Source organism: Euryhalocaulis caribicus (assembly GCF_000412185.1).
Taxonomy (GTDB): Bacteria; Pseudomonadota; Alphaproteobacteria; order Caulobacterales; family Maricaulaceae; genus Euryhalocaulis; species Euryhalocaulis caribicus.
Genome location: NZ_ASJA01000001.1, coordinates 278721 through 304070 on the forward strand (window position 1 = coordinate 278721; position 25350 = coordinate 304070).

Annotated in this window: 22 protein-coding genes; 10 read left to right on the forward strand and 12 right to left on the reverse strand. The window is 62.7% G+C overall.

Going from position 1 to position 25350, the window contains the following annotated elements; all coding sequences use genetic code 11:
• Window positions 1–41 precede the first annotated feature (41 nt).
• Together L338_RS01370 and L338_RS01375 are read left to right on the forward strand one after the other, a co-directional pair.
• Window positions 42–974 carry a sulfotransferase domain-containing protein gene (locus L338_RS01370; RefSeq protein ID WP_022696566.1) on the forward strand — a complete coding sequence of 311 codons (933 nt, stop codon included), beginning with the start codon at window positions 42–44 and terminating at the stop codon, window positions 972–974.
• Window positions 971–1435 (forward strand): NUDIX domain-containing protein, encoded by a 465-nt coding sequence (locus L338_RS01375; RefSeq protein WP_022696567.1) that lies wholly within the window; start codon window positions 971–973, stop codon window positions 1433–1435. The genes L338_RS01370 and L338_RS01375 overlap by 4 nt, the downstream gene beginning before the upstream one ends.
• On the opposite strand, the gene L338_RS01380 is transcribed toward L338_RS01375, so the two are convergent.
• Both L338_RS01380 and L338_RS16145 read right to left on the reverse strand, forming a co-directional pair.
• Window positions 1432–2610, reverse strand: a complete 1179-nt coding sequence (locus tag L338_RS01380) for a VWA domain-containing protein (RefSeq protein WP_027068172.1) — start codon at window positions 2608–2610, stop codon at window positions 1432–1434. The genes L338_RS01375 and L338_RS01380 overlap by 4 nt on opposite strands.
• Before the next feature lie 8 nt (window positions 2611–2618).
• Window positions 2619–3761, reverse strand: coding sequence for a sensor histidine kinase (locus L338_RS16145; protein WP_022696569.1), 1143 nt, complete (start codon window positions 3759–3761; stop codon window positions 2619–2621).
• Window positions 3762–3888: 127 nt separating this feature from the next.
• Here L338_RS16145 and L338_RS01390 point away from each other — a divergent pair, with 127 nt between their 5' ends.
• A complete protein-coding gene (locus L338_RS01390) occupies window positions 3889–5310 on the forward strand; it encodes a M20/M25/M40 family metallo-hydrolase (protein ID WP_022696570.1) in 1422 nt (473 codons plus the stop codon).
• Window positions 5311–5601: 291 nt separating this feature from the next.
• Here the strand turns inward: L338_RS01390 and L338_RS16150 are convergent, their stop codons facing one another.
• The 3 genes from L338_RS16150 to L338_RS01405 all read right to left on the reverse strand — a co-directional run bounded on the left by L338_RS16150 (window position 5602) and on the right by L338_RS01405 (window position 9480).
• Entirely contained in the window at window positions 5602–6138 is a 537-nt protein-coding gene (locus L338_RS16150; protein ID WP_022696571.1) for a DJ-1/PfpI family protein, read from the reverse strand.
• A 99-nt stretch (window positions 6139–6237) separates the two neighbouring features.
• Window positions 6238–8178, reverse strand: coding sequence for a PAS domain-containing hybrid sensor histidine kinase/response regulator (locus tag L338_RS16155; RefSeq protein WP_022696572.1), 1941 nt, complete (start codon window positions 8176–8178; stop codon window positions 6238–6240).
• A 57-nt stretch (window positions 8179–8235) separates the two neighbouring features.
• Complete coding sequence (locus L338_RS01405; RefSeq protein WP_022696573.1) at window positions 8236–9480, reverse strand: hypothetical protein; 1245 nt, start codon at window positions 9478–9480, stop codon at window positions 8236–8238.
• Between the two features lie 254 nt (window positions 9481–9734).
• On the opposite strand from L338_RS01405, the gene L338_RS01410 reads away from it, so the two are divergent.
• Both L338_RS01410 and L338_RS01415 read left to right on the forward strand, forming a co-directional pair.
• Entirely contained in the window at window positions 9735–12302 is a 2568-nt protein-coding gene (locus L338_RS01410; protein ID WP_027068173.1) for a TonB-dependent receptor, read from the forward strand.
• A 174-nt stretch (window positions 12303–12476) separates the two neighbouring features.
• Window positions 12477–12767, forward strand: a complete 291-nt coding sequence (locus L338_RS01415; RefSeq protein ID WP_022696575.1) for a glycine zipper domain-containing protein — start codon at window positions 12477–12479, stop codon at window positions 12765–12767.
• 69 nt (window positions 12768–12836) lie between these two features.
• Here the strand turns inward: L338_RS01415 and aceB are convergent, their stop codons facing one another.
• A complete protein-coding gene (aceB, locus tag L338_RS01420) occupies window positions 12837–14450 on the reverse strand; it encodes a malate synthase A (RefSeq protein WP_022696576.1) in 1614 nt (537 codons plus the stop codon).
• An 84-nt stretch (window positions 14451–14534) separates the two neighbouring features.
• The gene (gene aceA / locus L338_RS01425) at window positions 14535–15836 is read right to left on the reverse strand and encodes an isocitrate lyase (RefSeq protein ID WP_022696577.1); all 1302 of its coding nucleotides are present in this window, start codon (window positions 15834–15836) and stop codon (window positions 14535–14537) included.
• A gap of 162 nt (window positions 15837–15998) precedes the next feature.
• On the opposite strand from aceA, the gene L338_RS01430 reads away from it, so the two are divergent.
• The 3 genes from L338_RS01430 (at window position 15999) to L338_RS01440 (ending at window position 18574) form a co-directional block, all read left to right on the forward strand.
• On the forward strand, window positions 15999–17435 hold the full coding sequence (locus tag L338_RS01430; protein WP_022696578.1) for a helix-turn-helix domain-containing protein: 1437 nt from the start codon (window positions 15999–16001) through the stop codon (window positions 17433–17435).
• A 72-nt stretch (window positions 17436–17507) separates the two neighbouring features.
• Window positions 17508–17966: a hypothetical protein gene (locus tag L338_RS16160; RefSeq protein WP_022696579.1), complete on the forward strand. Its 459-nt coding sequence runs from the start codon at window positions 17508–17510 to the stop codon at window positions 17964–17966.
• Window positions 17963–18574: a glutathione S-transferase family protein gene (locus L338_RS01440; RefSeq protein ID WP_022696580.1), complete on the forward strand. Its 612-nt coding sequence runs from the start codon at window positions 17963–17965 to the stop codon at window positions 18572–18574. The genes L338_RS16160 and L338_RS01440 overlap by 4 nt, the downstream gene beginning before the upstream one ends.
• Here the strand turns inward: L338_RS01440 and L338_RS01445 are convergent.
• Both L338_RS01445 and L338_RS01450 read right to left on the reverse strand, forming a co-directional pair.
• The gene (locus tag L338_RS01445; RefSeq protein ID WP_022696581.1) at window positions 18571–18993 is read right to left on the reverse strand and encodes a PaaI family thioesterase; all 423 of its coding nucleotides are present in this window, start codon (window positions 18991–18993) and stop codon (window positions 18571–18573) included. The genes L338_RS01440 and L338_RS01445 overlap by 4 nt on opposite strands.
• 18 nt (window positions 18994–19011) lie before the next feature.
• Window positions 19012–19704, reverse strand: a complete 693-nt coding sequence (locus tag L338_RS01450) for an acyltransferase (protein ID WP_022696582.1) — start codon at window positions 19702–19704, stop codon at window positions 19012–19014.
• A gap of 118 nt (window positions 19705–19822) precedes the next feature.
• Here L338_RS01450 and L338_RS01455 point away from each other — a divergent pair, with 118 nt between their 5' ends.
• The gene (locus L338_RS01455) at window positions 19823–20410 is read left to right on the forward strand and encodes a uracil-DNA glycosylase family protein (RefSeq protein WP_022696583.1); all 588 of its coding nucleotides are present in this window, start codon (window positions 19823–19825) and stop codon (window positions 20408–20410) included.
• Window positions 20411–20540: 130 nt separating this feature from the next.
• Window positions 20541–21602, forward strand: coding sequence for a Leu/Phe/Val dehydrogenase (locus tag L338_RS01460; RefSeq protein WP_022696584.1), 1062 nt, complete (start codon window positions 20541–20543; stop codon window positions 21600–21602).
• Here the strand turns inward: L338_RS01460 and L338_RS01465 are convergent.
• From L338_RS01465 to L338_RS01475, 3 genes are read right to left on the reverse strand one after another with little or no spacing between them, the layout of a single operon-like run.
• Window positions 21599–22633, reverse strand: coding sequence for an ABC transporter ATP-binding protein (locus L338_RS01465; RefSeq protein ID WP_022696585.1), 1035 nt, complete (start codon window positions 22631–22633; stop codon window positions 21599–21601). The genes L338_RS01460 and L338_RS01465 overlap by 4 nt on opposite strands.
• On the reverse strand, window positions 22630–24261 hold the full coding sequence (locus L338_RS01470; RefSeq protein ID WP_022696586.1) for an ABC transporter permease: 1632 nt from the start codon (window positions 24259–24261) through the stop codon (window positions 22630–22632). Before L338_RS01470 ends, L338_RS01465 begins: the two co-directional genes overlap by 4 nt.
• Window positions 24258–25295: a Fe(3+) ABC transporter substrate-binding protein gene (locus L338_RS01475; RefSeq protein ID WP_027068178.1), complete on the reverse strand. Its 1038-nt coding sequence runs from the start codon at window positions 25293–25295 to the stop codon at window positions 24258–24260. The genes L338_RS01470 and L338_RS01475 overlap by 4 nt, the downstream gene beginning before the upstream one ends.
• Window positions 25296–25350 lie beyond the last annotated feature (55 nt).

Below are 25350 nucleotides of genomic sequence, written 5' to 3' on the forward strand. Positions count from 1 at the left end.
GATTCGCCCGGACCGGGCCTTGATCTTCAGGAGGCGGTTACTTGCCCGATTCCAGAGACCGGAAAGCAAGAAAACGCGATCTAACGCCGGAACAGCGCGAAAAGCGTCAGGCGCGGCGGCGTGAAAAGCGCCACGCCTCGCCAGAAGTGCGCTTCATTCTGGATAATAATACGCGCGTTCCGGTCGATCTGCGGCCCTATTCGCTTAACTGGGATGCCGCGCGCATCGGCGACCCGTCCTATTATGTGATCGGTCTTGCCAAGGGCGGCAGCACGCTGATGCATGAGCTGGTCCGGGCGCTCTGCGAGGCGGCCGGGCGGACCTATATCGACGTGCCGGCCGCGCTGTTCGATCAGGGGGTGGAGCCGGCGCGGGCCGTTCTGGACCCGGACTGGCTGCGCAGCCGGGACGGATCGGTGTTCGGCGGGTTTCGCTGGCTGCATCCCTGGATGGATAATCTCGCCCTGCATGAGCGCCGCAAGATCGTGATGGTCCGCGATCCGCGCGATATCCTCACCTCACTGTATTTTTCCCACGCTTATAGCCACGTTGTGCCGGAGACCGGGCGGCTTGCTGACACATTTGACGAACAGCGGACCCAGGCGCGCGCGCAGTCGATTGACGACTATGTCGCCGGGCCCGTCTCGCTGCGCGTTTTCCGCAATTACTGCCACCTTCTGGCGCTCACCCGGATGCCGGATTTCCGGAGCTATCGCTATGAGGACGTGATTTTCGAAAAGCGGCAATGGATCCGCGATCTTGCCGCCGATCTGGATATCAAGTGTCCGGAGGACCGGCTGGATGCGATTGCCGACGCGCATGACCGGCAGCCGGAGGCGGAAGACGCCTCAAACCATGTCCGGCAGGTGGCGCCGGGGGACCATGTCCGGAAGCTCAAGCCAGAGACGATAGATCTGCTCAATCGCCGCTTCGCGCCCGTCCTGGCCGAGTTTGGTTATGGGACAGCAAGTTGAGCGACGCGCCGGAACACCAGTTCGGGACGCCCCGCGAAGGGTTGCGCTACAAGCCGCGGCAGTGCGCCTATGGCCTTGTTTGTTCTGACGGAAAGATTGCCGTTGCCCGCATAAAAAAGGGACCGCTCGGCCATAACTACGACCTGCCCGGCGGCGCGTTGGACGGCGATGAAAGCGAAGCCGAAGCCATGGTGCGCGAGGTGAGGGAGGAGACGGGCCTTGAAGTGCGCGCCGGAATGAAGCTGGGCGTTGCCGGGCAGTACTGGCGCAAGCGCTCGCTGGGGCCGACGAATAATATCTGCCACTTCTACCGTGCTGAATGGACCGGGGAGGCGGGGCGCCCGGAGGAGCCCGATCATGAACTGGTCTGGATGACGCCCGGGGAAGCGGAAAAGAAAATGCGCCACGGGGCGCACGTCTGGGCGATCCACAACTGGGCCATCGCCCGCAAGGACGTCTAGCGCGTCAGCGTCTTCATGGCGTTGTCGAGACCCGGCAGGGTCAGCGGGAACATGCGGTCTTCACCGATAATTTCCTGCACCATCCCGATGGATGCCGTGTAGTCCCAGTATCGCTCCGGCACGGGATTGAGCCAGACCAGCGAAGGCCAGGTTTCGGCCATCCGCTTGAGCCAGATTGCACCGGCCTCCTCATTATAATGTTCGACCGAACCGCCCGGCATCGCGATCTCGTACGGGCTCATGGAGGCGTCGCCTACCAGCACCAGCTTGTAGTCGGACGGGAAGCGGCGAAGCACGTCCCATGTGTCGACGCTTTCGGTTCGCCGCCTCAGATTATTCTGCCACAGACCCTCATAGGGGCAGTTGTGGAAGTAATAATATTCCAGGTGCTTGAACTCGGCCCGCGCAGCGGAAAACAGCGCCTCGACCTGTGAAATATGCGGATCCATTGATCCGCCGACATCGAACAGGGTCAGAACCTTCACCGCGTTGCGCCGTTCGGGGCGCATTTGCAGATCCAGATAGCCCTGTTTGGCGGTGCCGCGGATCGTGCCGTCCAGATCCAGCTCGTCCCGCGCGCCTTCGCGGGCGAATTTCCGCAGGCGGCGCAGCGCAACCTTCATGTTGCGCGTGCCCAGTTCGCGCTCGCCGTCGAGGTTCTTGTACTGGCGTTTTTCCCAGACCTTCACAGCCTTTTTGTGCCGCGACTGGCCGCCAATCCGGACGCCTTCGGGGTTGTAGCCGGAATTTCCGAACGGGCTGGTGCCGCCCGTGCCGATCATCTTGTTGCCGCCCTCGTGGCGTTTTTCCTGTTCCTTCAGGCGCTCGGCGAGGGTTTCCATCAGCTTGTCCCAGCCGCCGAGAGATTCGATCTCCGCCATCTCTTCGGGCGAAAGATTCTTTTCGGCAAAGGCTTTCAGCCAGTCTTCCGGAATGTCGGTCAGGTCCAGATCGCCAAAAGCGTCTTCGACGCCCTTGAAAACGTGTGAGAAGACGCGATCGAATTTATCGAGATTACGCTCGTCCTTCACCAGCGTGGCGCGGGACAGGTAGTAGAAATCCTCGATATTCCGCTCCGCCGCGCCTTTCTCCAACCCTTCCAGAAGGGTCAGATATTCGCGGATGGAGGCCGGAATGCGGGCCTGTCTCAATTCGGTGAAGAAGCGGTGGAAGATCGGCGCGGTCACGCTTGCGGTTCTGCCTGCTCGTAGCCTCGTATGGGAAAGTCGACCATGACCGTCAGGCCGCCGCCTTCGGCTTCCTTCGCGGTCATTTCCCCATGTATGCGCCGCACGGAGCTTTGCAGCAACCGCATGCCCAGTGAATCGTGGCTGGACATGTTGTCGGCAAATTCCTGATTGCCGACCCCGTCATCCGAAACGCTGATACAGGCGCGCTCGCCGTCCACCGTTCCGCCGAGCGTGATCTTGCCGCTCTCGCCGCCGGGGAAGGCGTGCTTGATCGCGTTGGTCACCAGCTCGTTCACGACAAGGCCGATATTCAGCGCCATGTCCTGCCCCAGCGTGGTGTCGCCTGTGACCGCGCAATCGATCTTGATCGATTGGCCGGGGGAGACGAAAGCCGCCTCCAGCGAACCGCAAAGCGACGACAGGAATTCCCGGAAACTCACCCGGGTAATATCCTCGAACCGGTAGAGCTGCTCATGCGCAAGGCCCAGCGCGCGAATACGCATGGCCAGCGATTCCAGCAGAACTTTCGCTTCCTGCCCGTGCGCGCGCCCGGCCTGCAGCCGGGCGAGGCTGGAGATGAGCTGGAAGTTATTCTTCACCCGATGGTGGATCTCGCGGATCAGAAAATCCTGCTCGCTGAGGCTCTCCATAAGGGCGAGGTTCTGGTTCACCATTTCCTCGTGCGGATCGTCCGCCACGGTCTGGGTGACGGCGTCCATCGCCCGGCTGGCGAGCGTTTCCATGGTCTCGCCGTCTTCCAGCGCCGGCAGGTTCATGCTCAGGCGGATGACCAGTTCATTCGGGTCGCCCTCCATCTCGAAGTCATGCACCAGCCGCCGCGCGGTGGACCGTTCCAGATTGCCGAGGATTTCGTCGCCGTGGATTTCGCCCTGTCCGTCTGTGCGAAGCGTGGCCAGCAGCGAATAGCCGTCGCCGTTTTCCCGTATGTGGAAGTCGGTCAGCGCGCCGCCGCCCGCCTGGACGTAGTTACGGGCCACTTCGCTGACCGCAGTCACCAGACGCGTCTGGTCGGGCGCGCTGAGATTGACGGTTTCCGCGATCACGCGTGCGCTGTGGCGCAGACGCATGATGTCTGCGCCGGACTCCAGCGTCAGGCGGGTAACAGGAAGCCTCATGGAATAATTCTTCTAAACAATGACAACCATAGCGTATTTCTGCGTCCCCTGCGGCGACAACCGTCTTTCGCCGAAAATCCTGGCGAGCTAGCCTTGATGAAACACAAAAGGTCTCTAAGGGTTCTCCATGCACCGGGTTTTAATTGCAGTCGTTCTGGGACTGGCCGCGCCGGCGGTCGCTCAGGAGGGCGATACTTACGACATTGATGCTCCGATTCGCGATCAGGCGCGCGCCGCGGCCGATTCCGCGCTGGACAGTGATCTTGCCTATGAGATCACCCGCTCCCTGACAACGGAAGTCGGGCCGCGGCTTGGCGGATCGCCCGCGGAAGCGCGGGCGCGCGAATGGGCGGTGGAAAAAATGCAGGCTCTGGGCTTCGAGAATGTCCGCATTGAGCCTTTTGAAATCGATTACTGGACCCGCGGCGATATCGAAGTCGATGTGGTCTCGCCCTATCCCCAGCCGTTGATCGCAACGGCGCTGGGCGGTTCTGTCGCCACGGAAGACGAGGGCGTGACCGGCGAGATCGCTTATTTTGAGAGCGTGACTGCGCTTCGCCGCGCCCCCGAAGGCGGCCTGAACGGCAAGATCGTCTTTATCGATCAGGAAATGACGCGGACGCAGGACGGATCAGGCTACGGCGCGGCCGTGCAAATGCGCTATGCCGGCGCGATCGAGGCCGGCAAACGCGGCGCCAGCGCGGTGCTTATCCGTTCGGTCGGGACGGATTCGCACCGTTTCCCGCACGCGGGCGGCATGGCCTATGAGGAAAACATCCCGAAAATCCCTGGCGCGGCCCTGTCTTCGCCCGATGCCGACCAGTTAAGACGGCTGATGGAGGGGGGCGAAGCGATCACGGTGCGGCTGAAAATGACGCCTGAAGATCGCGGAAAATCGGAATCCGGCAATGTGATCGGGGAGATTGTCGGCTCCGAACGCCCTGAAGAGATCGTGCTTCTTGGCGCTCATCTGGACTCCTGGGACCTTGGAACAGGGGCGGTGGATGACGGCGCGGGCGTCGGCATCGTCACTGCGGCGGCCAAACATCTCATGGATCTTTACGGCGCGCCGGAAAGAACGATCCGCGTCGTGCTGTTCGGGTCTGAGGAAGTGGGCCTGTTTGGCGCGAAAGCTTATGCCGAACAGCATCAGGATACGCTGGAAAACCACGTCATTGCCGCCGAATCTGATTTCGGCGCAGGCCGGATCTGGCGCATTTCGCCCGGAATCGCGGAAGAAAAACTGCCCATAACGGACGCAATCGCGAAGGAACTGGTCGTCTTTGGAGTCGGGCCGGGCCCCAATAACGGCAGCGGCGGACCGGATCTCAGCTATATCCGGCGCGATGGCGTGCCGGTGGTGTCTCTGAACCAGGACGGCAGCGACTATTTCGATCTGCATCACACGCCCGACGATACGTTCGACAAGATCGATCCGGACGCCATGGCGCAAAACGTGGCGGTTTATGCGTCGTTTGCGTGGATTGCAGCGAATATCGGTGAGACGTTCCGTGCGGAACCCGCGGAAGAAAGCCCCGCCACGCCATAAGGAAACAGGCCAGGCGCGGTTCGGTTTCAGCTAAACCGGATAAGGATGCGGCGACGAACCGCGCCGCCAGGAACAGGTCCGCCGCCGCTCTTACCGGACGCAATGCCGGCAAGCTGTGGCGCGCCGGGCGGAAACTCGTCTCCGCCAGCGCGTCTGCTCAGCTTGCTAGGAGGAAGCCGCGGGCCTGTCGTTAACATCCATCAATGCCGCGCCGCTCATGCGCAGACCAAAAAAAACGCCGCAGGTCCAATACCCTGCGGCGTTTTTTGCGATTTAATCCGGCTGTGGGTGTCAGGCGGCTTTGCCGTCAGTGAGCGAAAGCGCCTTCATGAAGACCTCGGCGGCGTCGTCGCGCGCCTCGTCGGTTTCCGCCGGATATACTTCGCCATTCACGGCGACGGCTGCGCGCGCATCGCGGATGGCGTCGGGCGTGCGGGAAAAGGCGGCCAGAAAACGCGCCGCATCGGCCCAGGCCAGTACAGGCTTCTTGGCGTCGATGAAGCTGCGGACGGCTTTTTCCACGTTTTCGTTGTCGTCCAGCGTACTCAGATGGCGTTGTCCGCCAGGAATGACCAGGCCGAAATAATTCGCCGGATCAATGTCCGCCAGGCCGCTATCGACCACGAAAGAGAGGGTGTCGCCCTTATCGCCTTCGCCTTCGACCAGGCTTTCGACCGTGCTGGCTATTTTCACGGCAAATCCGTTCTTCTGCACCCGCCCGGTGGCGGAATGCAGGTCGCCGGCCTTAAAGCCCGGCGCAACGATTGCCAGTATGCTGCCGGCGTCTCCGACCTGATTTACGTCAACTCGCGATTGTCTGGGCGTCACGTGGCCTCCTTATAAATTTAAAATGTTCGGGTTCGCCCCTGACCTAGGGGGCGATCAACACTGTTTCAATACGTGTTAACCGCCAAAGGTTCCGGCGTTTCAGGCCACGCGTATGTTTTCGCCGTCGGTATCGCGTGCTTTTGCGCGGGCGATAGCGGCCAGCAAGCTGTCCGGTTCGATGGGCTTGGCGACGAAATCATCCATGCCGGCATCCAGATAGGCCTCCCGGTCGCCGCGCATCGCGTTGGCGGTCAGGGCAATGACGGGAAGGCGGCTGGCGCGGCCCGTCTGACGCCGCAAATGTTTGACCGCCTCGACGCCGTCCATTTCGGGCATCTGGATGTCCATCAGAACCACGTCATAGGGCGTATTCTTGATCATCTGCAGGGCCTCTGCGCCATTCGACGCAAAATCCGGGGCGCAGCCATAATTTTCCAGGATCGCCCCCAGCACGCGCTGATTGATGGGGTTATCCTCCGCGGCCAGAATCCGCAGGCCGCTCAGGTCGGCGGACTGGGGCTCGCGTTCCTCACGGTCGTCCTGACGGCGGTCCCGGCAATACTGGAACGGCGCCTCGAACCAGAAGACCGATCCCTTGCCGGGTTCGGAGCTGCAGCCGACCGAACCGCCCATAAGCTGGGCAAATTCCTGACAGATCGCCAATCCGAGCCCGGTTCCGCTGGCCTGTCTGCTGGAATCGCGAACCTGATGAAACTTGTCGAATACCTGATGGCATTGTGTTTCGGGCATTCCCGCGCCGGTATCGGCGACCTCGAACCGGAGACGCGCGCAGCCGCCGTCCGGGCGCGCCTTTAAGCGGAGCGTGATCGAGCCCTGATCGGTGAACTTCAGAGCGTTGGACAGATAGTTCCACAAAATCTGACGAATCCGCCGTCCGTCGCCGCGCAGGAGAGGGGGCAAATTCTCTCCCAGCTCTATGTTCAGATCGACCGCGCTATCGCTGACCATCGGCCGCCAGTGAACCAGGGCCTCTTCGACAAGGCGCTGCGGCTCGAAAGGTTCGATTTCCAGCTCCAGCCGTCCGGCCTCGACTTTGGCCAGGTCGAGAATGTCGTTGAGAATAGCCAGCAGGCCTTCTCCCGACTTCACGATCAAGCTGGAGAGTTCGCGCTCCTTGTCGCGCTGGGCTGCGCGGTTCAGGGCGTGCGCGGCCCCGATAACGCCGTTCAGCGGCGTGCGCAGCTCATGACTCATTGCGGCCAGAAAATCGGATTTCAGGCGGTTGGCTTCGTCGGCCTCGTGAGCCTTGCGGCGCAGCGAGTCGGCTTCGCGCCGCGCCGTAATGTCCTCTATCGTGCCCTCGAAATAGGCGACCTCGCCTGTTTCATCCCTGATCACGCGCCCGCTTTCGGATATCCACCGCGTGCCCAGCCCATCCTCGCTATTGCAGAAAATTCTGGATTCGAAACCGGTGACCTCGCCCGTATCCAGAAGTTTGCGGACGAAGGCGTCCCGTTGACGCGGATCAACATAGAGCCGGGTTGCGTGGAATGACCGCTTCAGGTCCGCTTCATCCTGATAGCCGAGCAGCTTGAGCAAAGCCGTGTTTGCGCTGACCGGCTCACCGTCAGGGCGGGTCCGGTAAATGCCGATCGTCGCATTTTCGTAGATGTCCCGATAATGCGTTTCGGCCAGGCGCGCTTTTTCCTTGGCCTCGACCAGTTCAGTCACATCGGCCATCGAGCCGACGTAAAGAATTGTCCCGTCAGATTCGCTGATGCGGCGGCAGGTTTCGGAGACCCAGACGGCTTCGCCGTTTCTGCGCCGCAGCATATGGACGAACTGTTTTATTTCGCCGTCCCGCTCCAGAATCTGGCTCAGGCGTTCGCGATCGCCCGGGTCGAAATAGACGTCACGGGCATCGGTCAAACCATCCTGAAGATCCTCTACGCTCTCATAGCCCAGTATGCGGGCCAGAGCCGGATTCGCGCGACGCACTTCGCCCGCGTCGGACGTTTCAAAAAGCCCGACGTCGGATTGTTCAAAAATGCGTTCCAGGGTTTGGCGTTCAGATGACATGGCTCAAGCTTTCTCGCCCACACCCTATTCGCCCTTCGCTTACAAAAGGTTTCGCGGCTACCCGGAACCTCGCAGCCGGGCGTGTATGGACTCGGCCGTCAGATGGGACGGCGCCGCGGGAAGATCGCTGACAGGGGCAATGGCCTCGCCCGAGAGATAGCGATAGCCGGATTGAGCCAGCAGAAAGAAATCGTCCGCCCGCTCAACCCCGGTGGCGAGTGCATGCGCTTTGCCCCGGCGCGCCGCAGTAAGGAGGTGCTCAAAGTCGCGCTTACGGGCCGAGCCGGAGGCGGGCAGAGTTCTGACATCGACGCAAAAACCATCAGCCTCGCATTCGCCATATCGTTCCCACGGAAAACCCGGTCCGCTGGCGCTGAGCGTGATCATTTTCACGTAGGGACGAAAGACGTGGACGGTTTCGTAAAGGTGAGAAACCGGAACGCCCGCCTTCAGCCCCTCAAACATGATCAGAAGATACTGTCGGAGCTCGGAAGGAATTTCGCTGATGCGCGAGACGATCTGGGAGCGATGCCAGGGATCCTCAAGGCTGAGGAATTGCAACGGAAGCGTCAGGGAGAAAGGCCCTGATTTAAACGCGTCGGTGCGAAAGGGCGCGAGGCCGTCTCCGGTGAGATCGTTATTAAGCCGTACGCTTAGCGATTTGCGGCTGTCCTCCGGGAGCAGCAGGACGCCTTCCTGCCGCTCGCCATCATTCCCGGGCGCGGATTGGGCGCAGCACTTGTTACTGACAAGCGCTTCGGACCGTGCATCCCACACCGGGCGATAGACAATACGCTCCCACGGGGCCGGCGACGTATCCCCGGACGGGGCTGCGTGTTCATCGTCTTTGCTCCGCTCCGCAATGGACTGAACGCCGCTGGCCTCGGCCAGCTTGCGCAACTGACTGGCGTCGATCGTGTCGTGGGAAATTGTGATCTGGACTTCGCGCAGCTCTTCGCGTCCCAGAAAGAACGTGTTCATTTCCTTGCTGATGCTGGCGCATTTTTTCTTCGCGGCGCTAGCGGTCAGTTCCGCGAACACGATTATAAATCCGTCCCGGCAACGGATAATCAGGTCCTCAGGATTGGTCCGTTTTTCTATGAAGAACTGACCGGTCTGGAAAATCTTCTCCTGAAAACTCTCCCATCGTTCGCCTGTCCGGCGTTTGACCGCGCCCAGATTGATGAACTGAAGCTGCCCGATATCCAGACCGCCTGTCCGGTTGAACAGCTCCTGAAGCTCCGGGATGGTCTCGCCATTGTCATCAGCCCACATGACGTGTCTTTCCTGCGACGCGGCCATTGTGGCCGTGCCTCTTGCTCCCAATTCCCATGCGCGGCGCTAAGGATCGGTTACCGCCGTATGTGACGCCAATCGTGGCCTGTGCGCCACACACCGCAACAAATACGTCATCAAAACGGGGAAATCGGCCGGGAGTTCTTTGGTTGCAGCGCGGCATGCTGCATTTTGAGCATAGCTGCTATGCGCGAGATTCGACCGTGAAAAGAGTCGACAGGCGCATGGTCCCGGCCTTGGCCGATCTTTGGGAGGAATTAATGACCAATCGCTTCTATCGCGCGAGCCTGCTCGCCGCCGCTTCGACTATTGTTATCTCTTCAGCCGCATACGCGCAGGGACAGGCCGACGACGCCCCGGTCCAGACGCGGCGCGGCGTTGATGAGATTACCGTTACCGCACAAAAGCGCGAACAGAGCCTTCAGGACGTGCCGCTGGCCGTCGCCGCCTATGACGAGGACCTGCTTGAGAAAGCCAGCGTTCGCGACATCAAGGACCTGATCATCCTGTCGCCGAGCCTGAACGTGACCTCCACGTCCAACGAGACCGTTACCACGGCCCGTATCCGCGGCGTCGGCACGGTGGGGGACAATCCGGGTCTGGAATCCTCGGTCGGCATCGTGATCGACGGCGTCATCCGTAACCGCAACGGCGTCGGTTTTGGCGATCTGGGCGAAATCGAGCGGATTGAAGTTCTGCGCGGCCCGCAAGGCACGCTGTTCGGCAAGAATACCTCCGCCGGCCTTATCAATGTCGTGACCAAGAAGCCGGAATTTGAATTCTCCGGCTATGGCGAGGTCGAATACGGCAATTACGACAATATCGGCGTGGCGGGCAGCGTAACCGGCCCGCTGGGTGAAAACGTCGCCGGACGCCTCTATGTGGCGCATCGCGAACGCGACGGCTTCTATGATGTCGATACCGGCGCGGGGCCGCGCACGGCGGGTTCTGACTATGACCGCGACTACACCACGGTTCGCGGACAGCTGCTGTTCGAGCCGAGCGAAACGTTCAGCGTGCGCCTTGTCGGCGATTACACCGACCGGGACGAAAATTGCTGCCTTGGCGTCACTATCAACAGCCAGGGCACGGCGGGAATCGTCAACGCGCTTGGCGCCAGCATCCCGACCAACGGGAACGAGGATCCGTTCTCCTTTGACGCCAACGCCAACCGCAGCACCGACCAGCTGGTCGAAGAGTGGGGCGTTTCTGCGGAAGCGAACTGGGATCTCGGTTTCGGGACCCTGACCTCGATCACGTCATGGCGGGACTGGGACGCGCAAACGGCTCAGGATACCGACTTCACCGGAGCCGATATTTTCTATCGGACCACGGATGCCGGTTACACGTTCGAAACGTTCACGCAGGAATTCAGGCTGGCTGGTCAAGCCGGCGCTGTGGACTGGCTGATCGGCGGTTTCTACGCCAACGAGGATTTGCAGCGCCGCGACCAGCTGATCAATGGCGCCGCGTATGAGACCTATATCAGCCTGCTGCTTTCCGGCGGAACGGATCCGCTGTTCGTCGCCAATCTGACCAACGGGTTCGGAACGGGGGCTTTCGCGCCGTTCGGTTTCCCGGCGCTGCCCGGCTTCACGCCGGTCGCTCCGGGGCAGGCCCTGCCAGCCGGCGGCGCCAATGCCGCGGGCGATGTTTACGAGCAGAACTCGGAAAGCTTCGCGGTTTTCACGCATAATGTGTGGAGCGTGACCGATCGCCTGGATCTTACGGGCGGCCTGCGCTTCACCATGGAAGACAAGTCCGCGGAAGCCGATTTCGTTACGCCGGTTTCGCCGGCCTGTAGCGTGCTGGAGCAACAGTTCGGATCGGCGCTGGCCTATACCGCGCCGCAGAATATCAGCCGCATCGTGCCGCTGGCCGGCGCGCTTGGCGTGACGCCGACAGACGCAATCACCGCGTTCAGCGTGATGTGCCTGGGCGCGCAACGCTCGGTGTTCAACGAGATCGGCTTTGATCAGGATCGTGAGGAAGATGAAGTGACCGGCGTTGTCGCCGCGAACTATCGCTTCAGCGACGACCTGATGGGCTATGCCAGCTACTCTCGCGGTTACAAGGCGGGCGGCTTCAATCTTGACCGCTTTAACCAGGCCGGCGCGAACGCAGTCGATTTCCAGGCGATCCTGGACGGCAACGCTGAATATCCCGCGCAGTTCGAGGAAGAGGTGGTCGACGCCTATGAGGCGGGCGTGAAGTCCGAATGGTTCGACAACGCCCTTCGCCTGAACCTGTCGCTCTTCTATCAGGATTTCAGCGACTTCCAGCTGAACACCTTCAATGGTCTGGCCTTCTTCGTGACCTCGGTCGACGAAGTGACGTCCAAGGGTTTCGAACTTGAAGCCCTGTTCCTGCCGCCGGATATCGAAGGCCTGACGCTGCAAGGCTCCGTTGCCTATAACGACGCCCGCTATGGCGACTTTGCGCCGACCGGAACGGCCGACGTGGACGCGCTGAGCGGCAAGCAGCTTTCGCTGGCGCCGAACTGGTATGTCAACTCGTCCATCGACTACGAGACGCCGGTCAGCGCGAACCTGATGGCGCTGTTCCATCTCGATGGCCGCTGGGTGTCCGAGTACAATACCGGCTCCGACCTCGACCAGCCGAAGCAGCAGGAGGGCTTCTTCCTGTTCAATGCGCGCGTTGGCGTGCAGACGGCGGACGAGCGCTGGTCTCTCGAAGGCTGGGTGCAGAACCTGGCGGACGAGGAATATTACCAGGTCGGCTTTGACGCTCCGCTTCAGCCGGGCTCGCAGAACGCCTTCCTTGGCGCGCCGCGCACCTATGGCGTGACGCTGCGTAGCCGCTTCTAGAAACGCCGGGGGGCGCAGGGGGCGGACAGAGAGGCCGGGCGGCAACGCCCGGCCTCATGTCTTTTGGGGTATCCACCGGCCGATTCCGGCGCCGCTTTATTGTCAAATTTCGCGCTGGAACTTCCCGCAAGGCGCTCCCGTTGGCTCGCGTTGAGCAATCTGGAGGCAAGAGCCATGAAGAAACTGGCCTTTATCACTGCGGCAGGCGTTGCGGCGTTCGCACTCGCCGCCTGTCAGAATGGGCGTTTGAGCCAGGAAGACGTTGAAGACACCGCCGTTGGCGCGGGCGTTGGCGCCGCGGTCGGCGCGGCGGGCGCTGCGGCCGCGGGTGAAGACGCCGCCACAGGCGCGGCTGTCGGCGCCGGCGTTGGCGCGGCGGCTGGCGCGGCCGAAGGCGAATATTACGACGTGGGCGACAATGATGACCGCTACGACCCCGATGACCGGGGCGAGAAGGACGACTGATCCCTGATCACTCAGTCTGAAAGCAAAGGGCCGGAGCGGATGCTCCGGCCCTTTTCATGTCCGGACGGCTCAATCCAGGCGCGGATAGGCGGGCAGGGTGAGGAATTCCTCGAACGTATCGCTGAAGACCAGATCCTTGAAGATCGCGGCCGCTTCCTCAATTCGCGCGGAGGCGTATGTCTCTTCGCCCAGTTCTTCGCGCAGGTCTGAAAGGACGCTGGCGAACCAGTCCTCCAGAAGCGGCGTGTCGATGACCCGGCCATCCTCGAGCCACACCTTGTGAACGCGCCATTGCCATAGCTGCGCGCGGGAAATTTCGGCCGTTGCGGCGTCCTCCATCAAGTTGTGGATTGGCGCGGCGCCCCGGCCAGACAGCCAGGCGCTGAGATAGCGGATCGCGACATCAATATTTCCGCGCGCGCCGTCCTCTGTAACCGCGCCGGGGGCGGGCCGCGTCAGCTCTGCGGCGCTCGTCTCGTATCCGTTGAGCTTGTCCAGCTGGTTGGGGCCGGGCATCCGGGCGTCGAATGCCTCTTCCGCGGCGGCGACCAGCGCCGGGTGTGCGACCCAGGTGCCGTCATGCCCATCCTCGGCCTCGCGCTCCTTGTCCGCTTTCACCTGCTCGAATGCGCGGGCATTGGCGGCTTCGTCATTCTTGACCGGGATGAAGGCGCTCATGCCGCCCATGGCGTGCGCGCCGCGGCGGTGACAGACCTCGATCACGCGCAAGGAGTAGGCGCGCATGAAGGGCGCGGTCATCGTGACCATGGCGCGGTCGGGCAGCACTTTGTCGGCGCGCGCCTTGAACCGCTTGATATAGCTGAAGATGTAGTCCCAGCGGCCGCAGTTCAGGCCGACAATCCAGTCCCGCAGAACATACAGGATTTCGTCCAGTTCAAACGCGGCGGTGATGGTTTCGATCAGGACCGTGACGCGCACCGTGCCGGTTTCAAGGCCCAGCGCCTTCTCCGCGTGCCCGATGACCAGCGCCCAGAGCCGGGCCTCCTCCATGCTCTCCAGCTTGGGCAGATAGTAGTAAGGGCCCGTGCCATTCGCCTTGAGGGCCTGATGGTTGTGGAACAGATAAAGACCGAAATCGAACAGGCCGCCGGACACCGGCGCGCCATCCACTTTCAGGTGCGCTTCAGGAAGGTGCCAGCCGCGCGGCCGCACGATCAGCGTCGCGATCCTGTCGTTGAGCGAATAGGACTTGCCGTTCGTCTCATCCGTAAAATCAATCTGGCGGGCATTGGCGTCGCGCAGATTGATCTGCCCTTCCACCATGTTCGCCCATGTCGGGGAGGAGGCGTCCTCGAAATCGGCCATGAAGCAGCGCGCACCGCTGTTCAGCGCGTTGATGACCATCTTGCGGTCCACGGGCCCGGTAATCTCCACCCGCCGGTCCTGAAGGTCCTGCGGCGCCGGGCGCACCTTCCAGTCAGCCTTGCGGATTTCTGCGGTATCTGCGCGGAAATCCAGGTCCTCCCCGCCGTCCAGGGACGCCTGGCGGGTCTGGCGGGCGGCCAGAAGGCGCTGACGCGCGCCGTCAAAACGGCGATGCAGATCCGCGACAAATTCCAGCGCCTCGCCGGTCAGGATGGTCTCATAGCCGGGCGCGAAGTCACCGTTGATCTCAATTCCCTTTGATTTCAGATCATCAGTTATCGGGGCGTGCTGGTTCATGTCGGGCCTGTTGAATTGCGAAAAAGAAAAATGGGCCGCGCGCGTGTTTCAGCGACGCGGCCCCAGTCGAGCGCGAGGGTGCGCCTATTCAGCCGCGTTCGCGGCAGCCTGGAATTGCGCGGTCTCGGTGGATTCCGACATCGCCGTGGTGGAGGACAGGCCCCCCGTCACGGCCTGGCTGACCATGTCGAAATAGCCCGTGCCGACTTCACGCTGGTGACGCGTGGCGGTGTAGCCGTTCTTCTCGGCGCTAAATTCGGCTTGCTGAAGCTCCGAATAGGCCGCCATGCCACGGTCGCGGTAACCGCGCGCGAGCTCGAACATGCCGTAATTCAGGGCATGGAAACCGGCCAGCGTGACGAACTGGAACTTGTAGCCCATCGCGCCCAGCTCTTTCTGGTATTTCGCGATGGTTTCCTGATCCAGATTGGCCTCCCAGTTGAAGCTGGGCGAGCAGTTATAGGCCATCATCTTGCCCGGATAGGCTTTCTGGATCGCCTCGGCGAAGCGGCGCGCCTCGTCCAGATTCGGCTTGGAGGTCTCCCACCACAGCAGATCGGCGTGCTTGGCATAGGCGAGACCGCGCGCGATGCAGTGATCGACCCCGACGCCGTCTTTCAGGCGATAGAAGCCTTCCGGCGTACGGCCCGCATCATAGTCAATGAATTCATGGTCGCGCGGGTCGGCGTCCGAAGTGATGAGCCTGGCGCTCTCCGCATCCGTGCGCGCCACCAGAACCGTGGAGGTTCCGCAGACATCGGCCGCCAGACGCGCCGAGTTCAGGTTACGCTCATGCGCGGAGGTCGGGATCAGCACCTTGCCGCCCAGATGGCCGCATTTCTTTTCGGAAGCCAGCTGGTCCTCGAAATGCACGCCGGAGGCGCCGGCCTCGATATAGGCCTTCATGATCTCGAAGCAGTTCAGCGGGCCGCCAAAGCCGGCTTCGGCGTCGGCCACGATGGGGGCGAACCAGTCATGCTGGACATTGCCTTCTGCGGCCTCGACCTGATCGGCGCGCTGCAGGGCGCGATTGATCTTCTTGCACAGCTCCGGCCCGGAATTGGCCGGATAGAGCGACTGGTCCGGATACATGGCCCCGGCGATATTGGCGTCCGCCGCCACCTGCCAGCCGGACAGGTAGATGGCTTTCAGGCCGGCGCGCACCTGTTGCATGGCCTGGTTGCCGCTCATCGCGCCGAGCGCATTGATGTAGGGTTTTTCCTTGAGAAGCTTCCAGAGCTTCTTGGCGCCTTCCTCGGCCAGCGTGTGGCGAACTTGAAGCGAACCGCGAAGCCGCTTTACGTCCTCGACGCCATAGGGCCGCTCGATGCCGTCAAAGCGGCCGTTTCCGCCGCCACCCACGAGGCTGTTGATATCCTGAGCCATAAGAATTCCCCTTCAAGGCAATGTGCGCCGATAACCACCGGCTGTTGTTGCAGACAGAGTTGACAGGCTCGGCGTAAAAGTCACGAAACCTAGACATTAAAAAGGGTTTTGACGTATGTGTATGTTGTGAAAATATTTGTCAGTTTGTAATGATTGTAAATCATGAGCGACCGAAAACTGTTTGCCGGCCCCAAGCTGAGACGCCTCCGGAAATCCATGTCGCTGCCGCAGGCGCGCATGGCGGAGGAGCTGGGCATTTCGGCCAGCTATCTGAACCTTATGGAGCGCAACCAGCGGCCGATCACGGCACAGGTTCTCCTCAAGCTTGCCGAAACCTATGACGTTGACCTCAAGGAGCTGGGGCAGGAGCCGGACGGGCGCCTGGTCGTCAATCTGCGGGAGGCGGCGGGCGATCCCCTGCTGGATACGCTGGCGCTGGACCGGCAGGATCTGAACGAGTTGCTGGAGGGCCATCCGCGCGCCGCCGAGGCGTTGATCCGGATGCATGGTGCCTACCGGGATTCGGTCCGGCACGCTGCGGACCTGGCCGAACAGATCACCGAACGGGGCGGCGCAATCGAGACCGCGATTGCTGCATCCCCGATGGAGGAAGTGCGCGAGACGCTCCATAAGCGGAACAATCATTTTCCGGCTCTGGAAGATGCAGCTGATGCGTTAGTGAAATCCCTTAAAGCCGACTCGCGGGAGCTTGAGGGGCCGCTGCGGGAACGGCTGTCCAGACAGCACAAGGTTGCGACCAAGATATTGCCGCTGGAGGTCATGCGCGGCGCGCTGGCGCGGTTCGACCGTCACTCGCGGCGCCTGTTCCTCAACGAGGCGCTGACGCCTTCCACACGTGTTTTCCAGCTTGCCTATCAACTGGCCCTGCTGGAGCTTTCCGGCGTGCTCGACACTGTGGAGGAAGAAGCGCAGCTTTCGTCGAAAGAGGCGCGCAAGCTCTACCGCATCAGTCTGGCAAACTATATCGCCGGCGCGGTGATGATGCCCTACGCGCCTTTCCTGAAAGCGGCGGAGGAAAACCGCTATGACCTGGAAATTCTTGGCCGGCGTTTCGGGGCGGGGTTCGAGCAGGTCTGTCATCGCCTCACCACGCTGAACCGGCCCGGCCATCGCGGCGTGCCGTTTTTCATGATCCGCGTGGACCACGCCGGGAATGTCTCGAAACGCTTTGGCGGGCGGGTCTTCCATTTCGCGCGCAGCGGCGGCGCGTGCCCGCGCTGGCGGCTGTACGAGGCGTTCCGGCAACCGGGACGCGTTCTGGCCCAGCCGGTCGAACTGCCGGACGGCGCGCGTTATTTCACCATGTCCCGAACCGTGGAGCGCCCGGGCGGCGGCTGGCGCAATCCGGGCCAGATGCTGGCGATCGGTCTGGGCTGCGAAGCGTCCCAGGCGCAGCGGCTGGTCTATGGCGACGGGCTGGATCTGGAGCAGGCGGAGGCGTTCACGCCCATCGGGGTCAATTGCCGGCTTTGCGAACGGGCCGATTGTAACCAGCGCGCGTTTCCGCCCGTGCAGCGTCAACTGTTCGTGGATGAACATTACCGCGGCGCATCGCCCTTCAGCTTCCGCGAGGATTGACGGGCGCGCTTCGAGCCCTCACCAAGACGCGTCTTTCAAATTCCGGTGAGACCGTTTCAGGACAGGTGATCAATGGGTGAGTTCGGAGCGTATTTTGGCGGGGTGGTCTTTCTGCTCGCCATCGTGACGGTTCTGGTGGGCTGGTGGCTGTTCGCGCGCCAGGGCGATACGTTCGAATACAAGCCTAATCGCGGCGACTATCCGCTCAAAACCTCGCCGACGCTGGGCGATGCCGTTGAACCGGACGAAGCTGGCGCCGGAAACGAAGAGGTCGCCGAAAATGAAGGCGACCGGCCCATGCTGTACGAGTCTCCAATGGAAGGGCCGCCTGACGACCTCAAGAAGCTTAAAGGCGTGGGGCCGAAGCTGGAGGCTCAACTCCACGCGCTGGGCGTTTATTATTTCGATCAAATCGCCGGCTGGTCTGACAGCGAAGCCGACTGGGCCGACGCGCAAATCAAGGGCCGCGGCCGCATCCGGCGCGATGACTGGGTCGGTCAGGCGCGCGCTCTGGAAAGGGACCCGTCATGAAACTCTATCACGCCCGCTTTGCGCCCAATCCGGAACGCGTGCTGATGTTCCTGAAAGAGAAGGGCAAGGCCGACCAGCTCGACATGGAAGAGCTGAACATCATCGAGAACGAACACAAGACGGACGCTTTCCGTGAAGTCAGCCCGCTCTCGCAACTTCCCGCGTTAAAGCTGGATGACGGCCGTTGCCTCACTGAAAGCCGCGCCATCTGCCGCTATCTTGAAGGCCTGTACCCGGATCCGAACCTGATGGGCGCGGATGACGAAGAGGCGGCCTTTATCGAGATGTGGGACCGCCGGGTGGAGATGATGTGGTTGTTGCCCATGGCCTGGTGGGCGCGGCACGGCCATCCGGCCTTCACCGCCATCGAGAGCCAGATTCCAGACCTCTCCGCGCGGGGCGAGAAGGGTTTTCTCAAGACGGCCAAATGGCTGGATGGCGAACTGGCCGGGCGCGACTGGGTCGCGGGCGAAAGGTTCACCATCGCCGACATCACAGCATTCGCGACACTGGGCTTTGCGCGCGTGATGAAATGGAAACCGGGCGAGGATCTGCCGAATCTGCGCGCCTGGCGGGACCGGGTGATGGAACGGCCCTGCGCGGCCTAGCCGCCGACCCGTTTCAGCACGGCTGAAAAGCTGCCCACCGTCTTGTCGCCGGCGCGGATAATGCCGCGCGTGAAGACCAGCGACTTTCCGGCCCGCGGGGTGTCGCCCGTACAGGTGACCAGGTCGCCCTCGCGGGCGGCGTCCAGAAAATCGATGTTCAATGAGGCGGTGACCGCGCCGGTTTCGACCGTTGGCCCGGCGATGCAGAAAGCCGCGAAATCGGCGAAGCTGGCCAGGCATCCGCCGTGCAGCGCGCCGAACCCGTTCATGTGGCGTTTCTCGGCGCGGAAGGCCGCGATCGGCTCTCCATCATCGCCGCGCTTGTAATAGAAGGGGCCGGCCGCGCCTTCATACGGATCCATGTTCTTCCACGTTTTCCAGCCGGCGAATTCGCCTTCGGTTTCCTTGTCGGGCGTCATAATCGTCCTTGTCTGTGGTCAGTCGTTCTGATTGGGGGCGAGCCTGACGCGAAGCCAGGAAAGAAGCGTATTGCCGGAGAGGCGGTCTTTCTGAAGACTAGTGAAATAGCGGTCCAGCGCCAGAGGGTCGGCGAGCAAATCCACCCGCGTGCGGCGCGGCGCGTCCGGATCCAGTGTCTTCACGACGCGCGCCGGATTGCCGACCGCAACCGCGCCTTCCGGAATATCGTTCACCACCACGGCACGCGCGCCGATCACCGCGTTCTCGCCAATGGTCACGCCCTTGCCGACAAAAGCGCCGTCGCCAATCCAGACATTATCGCCGATGGCGACCGGCGCGGCGCTGGGCGGACCGACGCGGTCATACAGGCCATGCCAGTCGGAATCGGTGATCGTCGTATTGGCGGCCAGCATGACGCCCGCGCCTATCGTGATCCGCTCCGCCGCCATCAGGCGCGTGCCGGCGATCAGAAGCACGGCGTCGCCCAGCGTGATCGCCGCTTCACTGTCCGGCGCTGGCCATGTGGTCAGCCGCACCGGCGCGGCGCGGTCCGCCAGAACATGCAGGGCCCGGCCCGCGCGAATATTGCGGCCCGTGACTTCCACGCGCCACGGATTCTCGATACGCGCGAAATCGCCCAGCGCATCGAAATGCGGGGCCAGGAAGCGGCGGGTCCACCAGCGGTCATAAGCCTTGCGGAGGCGGAACATCCAGTAAGGGCGGGGGTCTTTGCGGATGGCGGCGCTCCTTGACGAAGCGACGAACGCTACCGAGTTTCACCGAACCTGCAAGCGGCGCCCCGCGTTGGCTTGGCGGAGACCGGATTTCTTGGACGAAACGCTTGATCAACTTCTGACCCGGATACGGGCGTGCCGCATTTGCGCGGACAAGCTGGGGCATCAGCCCCGGCCAGTCGTGCGGGCGCGCGAGACCGCGCGCATCGCCATTGTGGGGCAGGCGCCGGGCACGCGGGTTCATGCTTCCGGCGCGCCCTTTACCGATCCCTCGGGAAACCGCCTCAGGGACTGGATGGGCGTATCCTCCGAAGAATTTTATGACGAGTCGCGCATCGCCATCGCGCCGATGGGGTTCTGTTTTCCCGGTCTGGACGCGAAGGGCGGCGACAAGCCGCCGCGAAAGGAATGCGCGCCGGAGTGGCAGGCGCAGTTGTTCGGCAAATTGCCGCACATACGGACCACGCTGCTGGTCGGCGCCCACGCGCAGCGATTTCATCTGGGCGCCCGGGCGGCGCGCAACATGACCGAAACGGTGCGCAACTGGCGGGAATACTGGCCGGAATTCGTGCCGACCCCGCACCCGTCCTGGCGCAATAATGCATGGCTGAAACGCAACCCGTGGTTCGCCGATGAGGTGCTGCCAGCATTGCGTTTACGCGTGCGTGAACTTCTCGGCTGACATTGAGCGGTTGCAGCATGTTTCGCTGCTTGAGATTGGCGCAGCGACAGAGTAGCAGGGGCCACGGAAACGCCCGACGCGGCCATCTATAAGAACAATCCGCCGCAACCGCTAAAACAAAAGAGACGTCATGAGCGCCTTCGAACATCCTTCATTCGATGAGCACGAATATGTGCTTTTCGCCACCGATCCCGAAACCCAGCTGAAAGCCCTCATCGCCGTTCATTCAACGGCCCGCGGCCCGGCGACCGGCGGTTGCCGCCTGTGGAAATATCCCGACTCCACGGCCGCCATGGAAGATGTGCTGCGTCTGTCCAAGGGCATGAGCTACAAGAACGCCATGGCGGACCTGCCGCTGGGCGGCGGCAAGTCGGTAATCATGCGCCCCGAGGGGGACTGGGACCGCGACGCCTTGTTCCAGGCGTTCGGACGCGCGATCGAGGCGCTCAACGGCCTCTACATCACGGCCGAGGATGTGGGCGTCAGCCCGGACGACATGATGAACATCCACAAAGAGACCGATTACGTGGTCGGCTTGCCCGAGGGCGAGGCCGCCAGCGGCGATCCGTCCCCGCTGACCGCCGAGGGCGTCTTCAAGGGCATTGGCGTTTGCGTGAAGCACGCCTATGGCCGTGACGACCTTGAAGGCGTGCGCGTCGCCGTGCAGGGCGTCGGCCATGTCGGAGAATATACTTGCGGCCACCTGCACAAGGCGGGCGCCGAACTGATCATCACGGACGTCAATGAAGAGGCGCTGGAGCGCGTGTCTTCCAAATATGGCGCGAAGGTCGTGAAGCCGGACGCCATCTATGACCAGGATGTCGATGTCTTCGCGCCGTGCGCGCTGGGCGGCGTCGTCAACCCGGATACGATCGACCGCCTGAAGGGCAAGGTTGTCGCGGGCGCGGCCAATAATGTGCTGGCGACCCCGGATATGGGCGAAGCCCTGCGCAAGCGCGGCATCCTCTACGCGCCCGATTACGTCATCAATGCCGGCGGCATCATCAATGTCGCGGGCGAGGTGAAGGGCGCCTATGACCTGAACTGGGTGCGCGGCAAGCTGGAAACGCTGGCTGAAACCGTCGCCGAAGTGATCCGCCGCTCCGAGAGCGAGGATCGCCCGACCAACCAGGTCGCAGACGATATGGCGCGCGAAATTCTCGCCGCCGCGGCTGCGAAGAAAAAAGGCTAGAGGGAGACGACCCGGGCCAGCGCCGGGTCGATCCCGACCTTCACGGTCTCACCTTTGGCGAGGGCGTGGGCCAGCGGTGCCCGCGCCCGCCATTTGCCGCCTTCAGGGTCCTCGACCAGCATCAGCGCCTCCGCGCCTGACGCCCGCCGGCGGATAACGCGGCATGGTCCGTTTTCCGCACGGGAAAGCTGTAGCCCTTCAGGCCGCACCAGCGCCACGGCGTGGCGGCCCTCCAGCGACTCGTGAGCCGCGATTTCACCGATTGGCGTTGCCAGGCGGCCGCCTGAAACCACGCCGGTCCACTCATTCACTTCGCCCAGCAAGCGCGCGGCGGCGGGCGAAACGGGGTTAAGATAGACCTCGTCCGGTGGACCGCTCTGTATGATGCGGCCATTGGTCATCAAGGCCAGATCGTCCGCCATGAACATGGCTTCTTCAGCGTCGTGCGTAACGATCAGCACCGCCGCGCCGGAATCCTTCAGGGCGTTCAGCGTCGTCTCGCGCATGTCGTCGCGAAGGCGCGCGTCCAGACCGGAAAACGCCTCGTCCATCAGCACCAGCTTGGGATTGGGGGCCAGTGCGCGCGCCAGCGCCACGCGCTGTTGCTCGCCGCCCGACAGTGCATGCGGATAGGATTTCGCCTTGTGTCCCAGCCGCGCGGTCTCCAACAGCGCCTGAGCGCGCTCCTGACGGCGCTGGGATTTCATGCCGCGCAGGCCGAACATCACATTCTGCAGGGCGGTCAGGTGCGGAAACAGCGCGTAATCCTGAAACACCAGCCCGATGCCGCGTTCCTCCGGCGGCACATGAACCATGGCGGAGGACAAGGTCTGGTCGCCGGCCTGTATCAGGCCGCGATCAATCTTCTCCAGGCCCGCAATTGCGCGAAGCAAGGTGCTTTTGCCTGCGCCGGACGGCCCCAGAATGGCGGTAACCCGGCCGAGCTTCAGCGACAGGTTCGCCTTGTCCAGAACCCTGTGGTCCTTCCAGGCCTTCTCCACGTCGCGCGCATAAAGAACCGTCTCACTCACCGGGCGGTTCTCCGCTTGCGGTTATGGGTGGCCAGCCAGGACACGGCGATCATGGCGGGCAGGCCCAGCCCGATCAGCATCAGCGAGGGCAGGGCGGCCTGAGCCAGCCTTTCATCGGCGGCATAGTTGTGCGCCATGATGGCCAGTGTCTCGAAATCAAAGGGGCGAAGAATCATGGTGGCGGGCAATTCCTTCATCACCTCCACGAACACGATCAGGCCCGCGGCGCCAAGACCCCCGGATATCAGCGGCAGGTGAATCCGGCGGATTATGCGCCCCGGACCCGCGCCCAGCGTCTGGGCGGCGGCGTCCAGGCTGGCCGAGACATTGGTCAGCGCCGCTTCGGCCGGGCCAATAGCCGCCGCGGCAAAGCGGGACTGATAGGCGAACAACAGGGCGATCAGACTGCCGCCCGTAACCACCGGCGCCGCAGAGCCGAGGCCGCCATCCAGCACCCTTTGCAAAAACCCCAGCAAGGCCAGCACGCCGACGGCGGCCACGGCGCCGGGAATGGCGTATCCGGTCTGCGCTGCGCGCGCGGCGGTTACCGACAGCCAGCCCCCGGTGCGAATGGCGTAGGCCGAGCCAAGGCCGATCAGGACGGCGATCACCGCCGACATGCTGGCGAGCTGGATTGTGTTGAGCAGAGCCGGTACGGGCGAGCGCACGCCCGGTGTGTCGAAAGCCAGCCAGATCAGCCGCCCGGCTGGTACGATCAGGGCCAGCCCCAGAAGCAGGGAACAGAACAGGATTGCGATGCCCGCGCCGCGCAGCGAAAGCGGCACGCGTTCATTCGGGCGATCCCGGCCGCTGCTTTGTGCAAAGCCGCGCCCCTGCCTCACGCCTCGCTCGAACGCAAAGGCAAAACAGGTCGCCAGCAACAGGATCAGGGACAGGCGCGCCGCAGTTTCGGCTTCGCCAAAGGATGTCCAGGCACGGATAATTCCTGCGGTCAGGGTCGGGGCGCCCAGAAACTCGACCGCGCCGTAATCGGCCAGCGTTTCCATGACGGCCAGCGCAACCCCCGCCGCGATGGCCGGCCGGGCAAGAGGCAGGCCGATGCGCCAGAAACTCTCCATGGGGCCCGCGCCCAGCGTCCGCGCCGCGTCAAAGGCGTGCGCAGCCTGCGAGACAAAAGCCTGCCGGGCCAGAAGATAGACATATGGATAGAGGGCGAGGGTGAAAATAAAGGCCGCGCCGCCCATCCCGCGCACGGCGGGCACAAGGCCGTTACTCGCCTCATAGACTGGCCCGCCCGCCGTGGTCAGGGAGGCATATGCGTATGCGGTGACATAGGCCGGTGCGGCCAGTGGAAGGGCCAGCGCCCAGGAAAAGAAAGCCCGGCCGGGAAAACGGTAACGCGCCGTCAGCCATGCGGCGGGAACGGCGGTCAGACAGGTCCCGGCGGTCACAAGAACGCCCAGCGTGACCGAGTTGCGGACATAGGCCAGCAAACGCGTATCGGCGAGATGGCGCAGATAAGCGAAATCGCCGCTGCCGGCCAGAACGACCAAAGCGGCGATGGGCAGAATGATGATGATCGCAGCGGCCAGCGCGACCGGGCGGGGCCCGGCCGCGGTTACGCGTCTGGCGCTGCGGCCAAGTCTGGATGAAACGGCTGCGCTCAAGGCCAGCCGACGCGGTCGAACATGCGCTGCGCTTCCGCCTGGTTTTCACCCAGCGTGTTCACATTGACGGGGTCGGCCTCGAATTCCCCGAACCCGTCGAGAACATCATTCTCGTAAGGCGCGGAGGCCACGACCGGATATTCATTGGTCAGCTCGGCAAACATGCGCTGGGCCTCGTCCGACAGCAGGAACTCCAGGAATTGGTGGGCTGCATCGACATTGTCCGCGTTGGCGGCAACCCCGGCGCCCGAAATATTCACGTGAACGCCCCCATTGTCTTCCGGGAAATTGAGCGCCACGGCGTCGGCGACTTCCTGATCCGCGGCGTCCTCGGAATTGGCGATCCGCGCATAGTAATAATGGTTCACCAGCGCCAGGTCGCATTCGCCTGCGGCGATGGCCCGGATCTGCTCGATGTCGCCGCCAGAAGGGACGCGCGCGAAATTGCGCACCACGCCCTGCGCCCAGTCCTGGGCCACATTATCGCCCCAGCGCTCGATCAGCGCGGCCAGCAGCGAGATATTATAGATATTGCCCGAAGAGCGGACGCAGACCCGATTGTCCCACTTGGGGTCGGCCAGTGTTTCGTAGCCCGTGATTTCATCGGGCGACACGCGCTCTTGGGAATAGGCGATCACACGCGCGCGCTTGGCGAAACCGAACCATTTGCCTTCCGGATGCCGAAGGCTCTCCGGCACGCGTTCTTCGATGATTTCGGAATCATAGGGCTGGAACAGGCCGTCCTGTTCCGCGCGCCAGAGCCGGCCTGCGTCTACCGTAATCACGACATCGGCGCCGCTGCGCTCGCCATCGGCTTTCATGCGTTCGATAAGCAGATCGCCGCCAGCCTCGATCGTTTCGATCTGGATGCCCGTCTGGTCCTCGAACGCCTGATAGACGGCGCGATCGGAATCGTAATGCCGCGCCGAATAGATGGTCAGCGTTTCTGTGGAGTCCTCGTCCACGGACTGCCCGCACGCCGCCGCTGCAAGGCAGGCTCCCGCCGCCGCCAACGATTTAATGGAAATTCTCATCGCACCCTCAATCCTTTTCGATATCTCGAAGGGAAGGGCTACTCTCATTGAGAAT